The sequence below is a fragment of the Accumulibacter sp. genome (genome assembly GCF_029255285.1).
Classification (GTDB): Bacteria; Pseudomonadota; Gammaproteobacteria; order Burkholderiales; family Rhodocyclaceae; genus Accumulibacter.
Genome location: NZ_JAPUVI010000098.1, coordinates 136,042 through 142,393 on the forward strand (window position 1 = coordinate 136,042; position 6,352 = coordinate 142,393).

The 6,352-nt window shown below is 62.9% G+C and carries 5 protein-coding genes; all 5 read right to left on the reverse strand.

Translation table 11 applies throughout. The annotated features are described in order from the left end of the window. Positions 1–4: 4 nt before the first annotated feature. Positions 5–1,342, reverse strand: a complete 1,338-nt coding sequence (locus Q1M07_RS14535) for a DUF3422 domain-containing protein (protein WP_300454634.1) — start codon at positions 1,340–1,342, stop codon at positions 5–7. A gap of 64 nt (positions 1,343–1,406) precedes the next feature. Further along, positions 1,407–2,471, reverse strand: a complete 1,065-nt coding sequence (fba, locus tag Q1M07_RS14540; protein ID WP_300454635.1) for a class II fructose-bisphosphate aldolase — start codon at positions 2,469–2,471, stop codon at positions 1,407–1,409. Positions 2,472–2,583: 112 nt separating this feature from the next. Continuing rightward, positions 2,584–4,023, reverse strand: coding sequence for a pyruvate kinase (gene pyk, locus Q1M07_RS14545; protein WP_300454636.1), 1,440 nt, complete (start codon positions 4,021–4,023; stop codon positions 2,584–2,586). 293 nt (positions 4,024–4,316) lie between these two features. Next, positions 4,317–5,315, reverse strand: a complete 999-nt coding sequence (gene gap / locus Q1M07_RS14550) for a type I glyceraldehyde-3-phosphate dehydrogenase (RefSeq protein WP_300454637.1) — start codon at positions 5,313–5,315, stop codon at positions 4,317–4,319. Positions 5,316–5,335: 20 nt separating this feature from the next. Beyond that, on the reverse strand, positions 5,336–6,352 hold a 1,017-nt coding region (locus tag Q1M07_RS14555; protein WP_300454638.1), incomplete at its 5' end, for a transketolase family protein.

Genomic DNA, 6,352 nt, shown 5'->3' on the forward strand with positions numbered 1-6,352 from the left:
CGGATTATAGGGCTTTCGCTTCCGTTGAGTGTTCTCCACCCTCTTCGCGGCGGAGCCGCTGGCGCATGCGCCGGATGCCGAAAACGGCAGCGGCGGCGACCAGCGGAATGGACACTGCGGCGGCGATCTCGGGCGACAGCGCCGGCAACACCGCCTTGCCACCTTTGGCGAGGTAGAGCACGAGTTGCGATGCGTAGTAGGTGATGGCGACGACCGACAGTCCTTCGACGGTTTCCTGCAGCCGCAGTTGCAGCCGGGCGCGCCGATTCATCTGCGTCAGTTGCTCCTGGTTCTGACGCTCGAGTTCGACGTCCACCCGGGTGCGCAGCAGTTCGCCGGTGCGCGCCAGCCGGTCGGAAAGGTCGTTCTGGCGACCGGCCATCGCGATGCAGGTCTGCATCGCCGGTAGCAGGCGGCGCTGCATCATCTCCTGAAAGGTCGGACAACCGTTGACGCGCTGCTCGCGGAGTTCACCGATCCGCTGCATGACCAGATCGTGGTAGGCGCGCGCGGCCGCAAAGCGAAAGGTCGTCCGTGCCAACGAGTGCTCGACTTCGGCCGCCAGCTTGCTCAGTTCGGCGAGCACCTGGCGCTCGTCGGCCGGCGATCGGGCCTGCCCGATATGGTCGACCATGTCGGCCAACTGGCTCTCGGCACACGTCAGCCAACCGCCGATTTCCTTGGCGACGGGAAGCGCCAGCAAGGCCAGCAACCGATAGGTTTCGATATCGAGCAGCCGCTGCACCGTCCGGCCGGCCTGCCTTTGCGTAAGCGCGACATCGAGCACGAGGAAGCGCGAGCAGCCGTGGTCGAAAATGAAGTCGGTGAATACCCAGGCAGCTCGATCGGCGACTTGCGCCGCAACCATCTGGCGACCGGTTGGCGTCAGCCCGGCAGTGATGTCCTCCGGCGAAAGCTCGTGACTCGACCGCAACTCGACATGGGTGGCCACCAGCAGTTGGCCAGGAATCGCCGACAGCACGCCGGCCGGAAGGACTTCCAGCGCGCTGACGTCCGGATGACTCGTTTCGCCAGCAGCCAGCGGACGAAAGATCGTATAGCTCGAGAACTCGGTGTGCCTTTCCCAGCGCAGGATGAAACGGTCGGCCGCCAGCACCAGGTACGTGTCGGAAGAGGCGATGACGTCGCCTGCCACCGAATCGCCAATGCGCTGTCGCGTCGCACCGTCGTCGGGAATCCCCGCCGCAGGATGCGTAAACACCAGATGCGAAACCAGCACCGGACTGCGCAGCGGGATTGGCGGGCAAGCGTGAAACTCATCGTTCAGCCGTTCGCGCAGAGGGTGTGCGGCGAGTTCAGACAACGCGAATCCAGCGCTCATGGTCGGTCCCGAAAACGAAAAACCGCAGCACCCCTGAGGTGTGCCGCGGTCGCGACAGCGTCGATCAGCGGACCGTCTGCTTCAGTTCGCCGCTCTGGTAGCGCTCGGCCATCCGGTCGAGCGGGATGATCCGAATCTTGCTCGCCTGGCCCGCCGTACCAAAGGCTTCGAAGCGCGCGCGGCAGATCTTCTTGGCCGCCTCGCGGGCTGGCTTCAGGTAGTCGCGCGGGTCGAACTTCGACGGGTTTTCGGCAAAATAGCGGCGAATCGCGCCCGTCATCGCCAAGCGGATGTCGGTATCGATATTGACCTTGCGCACGCCGTGCTTGATGCCGGTGACGATTTCCTCGACCGGCACGCCGTAGGTTTCTTTCATGTCGCCGCCGAACTCGCGGATTTCCGCCAGCAGTTCCTGTGGCACCGACGAAGATCCGTGCATTACCAGATGGCAATTCGGGATACGTTCGTGAATCTCCTTGATGCGCTGAATGGCAAGGATGTCGCCGGTCGGTTTCTTGGTGAACTTGTAGGCGCCGTGCGAAGTCCCGATGGCGATCGCCAGGGCGTCGCACTGCGTCTGCTTCACGAAGTCGGCCGCCTGCTCGACATCGGTCAACAGTTGCTCACGGGTCATCGTGCCCTCCGCGCCATGACCGTCCTCTTTGTCGCCGCGCATGGTTTCGAGCGAGCCGAGAACGCCGAGCTCGCCTTCGACCGAAACGCCGATCGCGTGCGCGAACTCGACGACCTTGCGCGTGACGTCGACGTTGTACTCGTAGGTCGCCACCGACTTGCCGTCAGCCATCAGCGAACCATCCATCATTACCGACGAAAAACCCGAGCGGATAGCGGCCATGCACACGGCCGGCGACTGACCGTGGTCCTGGTGCATGACGATGGGGATGTGCGGATAGGCTTCGAGCGCCGCCAGAATCTGGTGGCGCAGGAAGGGTTCGCCGGCATACTTGCGGGCACCGGCGGAAGCCTGCATGATCACCGGCGCGTCGACTTCGCTCGCGGCTTCCATGATCGCCCACACCTGTTCCATGTTATTGACGTTGAAGGCGGGCAGCCCATAACCATTTTCCGCCGCGTGGTCCAGCAATTGACGCATCGATACGATTGGCATGTCTTGTTTCTCCAGTAGATTGGTGCGTGAACGCGGGAATCGGCGTTTACCGAACTCCCGCCAAGGTTGTCACCGCGGACACCTGCGTATCGCCGACCGGGCAATCAGCCGCTCAGTTCGTCCACGGCTTCTGATCGCCGACACGGACGATCTTCAAAGTATTTGTACCGCCGCTGGTGCCCATCGGTTCGCCGGCGGAAAGGACGATCAAGTCGCCTTTCACGACGATTCCCTCATTCATCAGCAATTCCTCGGCGTCGTGCAGCAGTTCGTCGCGCGTCGCCGGACGCTGCGTCATGAACAGCGGGAAAACTGCCCGATAGAGCGCCATCTTGGTCACCGCTTCGGGTTGCGGAGTGAGGGCATAAACCGGCACGCCACAGTTGAGGCGACTCATCCAGAGCGCAGTGGCTCCCGATTCCGTGAGCGCGGCGATCGCCTTGACCTTCAGGTGGTGCGCCGTCCAGATCGCGGCCAGCGAGATGGTCTGATCGATGCGCGTGAACACCTGATTGAGAAACTCGCTGTCAAGTGTCACTTCGGCCGACTTCTCGGCTTCCAGGCAGATGCGCGCCATCGCTTCGACGGTCTCGACCGGATAGCGCCCGGCGGCCGTCTCGGCCGACAGCATCACGGCGTCGGTGCCGTCGAGCACCGCGTTGGCGACGTCGGAAACTTCGGCCCGCGTCGGCGTCGGCGAGTTGATCATCGACTCCATCATCTGCGTCGCGGTGATCGCCAGTTTGTTTTTCTCGCGCGCCAGCCGAATCATGCGTTTCTGAAGGGCTGGCACGGCAGCGTCGCCGACTTCGACAGCCAGGTCGCCACGAGCAACCATGATCCCGTCCGAGGCGGCGATGATTTCCTCAAGCGCGTCCACCGCCTCAACCCGCTCGATCTTGGCGATCGTGTGCGCGTGCCCGCCGGCGGCGTGAATCAGTTGCTTGGCCATATACATGTCGGCCGCGCTTTTGGGAAAGGAAACGGCCAGGAAGTCGACCTCCATGCGGGCCGCCGTCCGGATGTCTTCCATGTCCTTGGCGGTCAGTGCCGGCGCCGAAAGGCCGCCCCCCTGACGGTTGATTCCCTTGTTGTCGGACAACTCGCCGCCATGGCGAACGATAGTGAAAATCTCCGACCCGATGACTCGTTCGACATCGAGCACGATGCGGCCGTCGTCGAGCAGCAGGACGCTACCGGTCGATACGTCGCGCGTCAGATCCTTGTAATCGAGCCCGGCACGCTCGGCGTTGCCGAGCTCGCACTTGGCGTCGAGCACGAAACGCTGTCCGTCTTCAAGCCAGACCTTGCCGTCGGCAAATTTTCCGACACGGATCTTCGGCCCCTGGAGATCGGCGAGAATTCCCACCGCGCGCCCGACACGGGCGGCCACCTCGCGCACCATCTGGACGCGGGTTACGTGATCTTCGGGTTTGCCATGCGAAAAGTTGAGGCGTACGACGTCGACGCCGGCGCGGATTAGTTTTTCCAGGACAGCAGCGTCTGATGACGCCGGACCAAGGGTAGCGACGATCTTGGTGTCTCGGGACATAAGTTTCCTATGGGTATTCGTTTACGTGCTGAGCTGCTTACACGGCACGCCGCCTGCGGCTGGTGAACAGTCGGTGTCCAGCGAACGGGGCAATCGGGGTGGTCACCGCTCGGCAGACGATCGGCCGGGGGTTTCGGGCGGTGGCCGGAGCCTCCCTCCCTTTTCGCACGCCACCGGGTACAACAGGCCTCAGTGATGGGTCGGCGAGTTGTTGTCAAGGGGCGACGTTCGCGGACTCGTCTAGCGGGAAACGAGCGCATCGGGGGCGCCCGGGGGCGCCCCTTGCCGGCTGTCTAGCGGGCCATGACCTTGATCATCTCCAGCACCTTGCAGGAGTAACCCCACTCGTTGTCATACCACGCGACCACTTTGACGAAAGTGCCGTCGAGAGCCATGCCGGCCTCGGCGTCGAACACCGAAGTACAACTCTCGCCACGGAAATCGGTGGCCACCACCTTCTCGGTCGTGTAACCGAGAATACCCTTCATCGGACCCTCGGAGGCGGCCTTCATCGCCGCGCAGATCGCATCGTAGGTGGCTTCCTTGTTCAGCTCGACGGTCAGGTCGACAACCGAAACGTCCGACGTCGGGACGCGGAAAGCCATGCCGGTGAGCTTCTTGTTGAGGTCCGGAATGACCTTGCCGACCGCTTTGGCCGCACCGGTCGAGGAGGGAATGATGTTCTCGAGGATGCCTCGGCCACCACGCCAGTCCTTGTTCGACGGACCATCGACCGTTTTCTGGGTGGCGGTGGCGGCATGCACGGTGGTCATCAGACCGCGCTTGATGCCCCAGTTGTCGTGCAGCACCTTGGCCACAGGCGCCAGGCAGTTGGTGGTGCACGAAGCGTTCGAAATAATCGTCTGACCGGCATAGGTGTCGGAGTTGACGCCGAACACGAACATCGGCGTATCGTCCTTGCTCGGGGCGCTCTGAATGACCTTCTTGGCACCCGCCGCGATATGCTTCTGGCACGATTCGGTGGTCAGGAAGAGGCCGGTCGAGTCGACGACGATGTCGGCGCCAACTTCGTTCCACTTCAGTTCTGCCGGATCCTTGACGGCGGTCAGACGGATGCTCTTGCCATTGACCACCAGCGTGTTGCCCTCGACCGCGATGCTGCCCTTGAAGCGGCCATGCACCGAATCATACTTCAGCATATAGGCCAGGTAATCGGGTTCGAGCAGGTCGTTGATGCCGACGATCTCGATTTCCGGGAAGTTCTGGAACGCCGCGCGAAAAACCATCCGGCCGATACGGCCAAAGCCATTGATCCCTACCTTGATTGTCATGAAACAGTCTCCTTGAGAAATTACAACAATGATTTCACGGTCGTGACCACATTGGCTACCGTGAAACCGAAAAAGTCGAACAACTGGCCGGCGGGTGCCGACTCGCCAAAATGATCGATGCCGACGACGGCGCCGTCGAGTCCAACGTACTTGCGCCAGAAGTTGCTCGTCCCGGCTTCGATGGCGACACGCGGCACGGCAGGAGGCAGGATGCTGTTCTGCCAAGCGGTCTCCTGGCGGTCGAAGACCTCGGCACAGGGCATCGAAACGACACGCACGGCGATGCCATCATCGGCAAGTGCCTGACAGGCGTCAAGCGCCAGTTTGACCTCGGAGCCGGTCGCCAACAGGACGATCCGTGGTCGTGCGCAGTCGGCCAGAACATAAGCCCCGCGACGGATGTCAGTCACGCAAGCGCCGCTCGTGATCGCCGGCAGATTCTGTCGCGAGAGGGCGAGAATCGTCGGACCATCACACCGCTCGATGGCGGCCACCCAGGCAACCGCCGTCTCTCCGGCGTCCGCCGGACGCCAGACATCCACATTGGGAATCAGGCGCAAGCAGGCCAGATGTTCCACCGGTTGATGCGTCGGACCGTCTTCGCCGAGGCCGATCGAATCATGGGTGTACACCATGATCTGACGCAGCTTCATGAGCGCCGCCATGCGGATGGCACTGCGCGCGTAGTCGGAAAAGACCAGGAAGGTCGCGGTGTAAGGCAGCAGCCCTCCGTGCAGCGCGAGGCCATTGGCGATGGCCGTCATCGCGAACTCGCGTACCCCATAATAGACGTAGTTGCCACCGTCGGTCCGGCTGACGCCCTTGGCGTCCTTCCATAACGTGAGGTTCGATCCGGCCAGGTCGGCCGAGCCACCGATCAGTTCGGGCAAGCGCGGCGCAAACGCACTGATCAGGTTCTGTGAAGCCTTGCGCGTGGCGATGTTTTCTCCGGCGGCGGCCAACCCCGCCCACGGCGGTGGCCCGGTGGGCCGCCCGGCGGGGGGGGGATGGGCGCGCAAGGGGCGGGGGGGATCCGG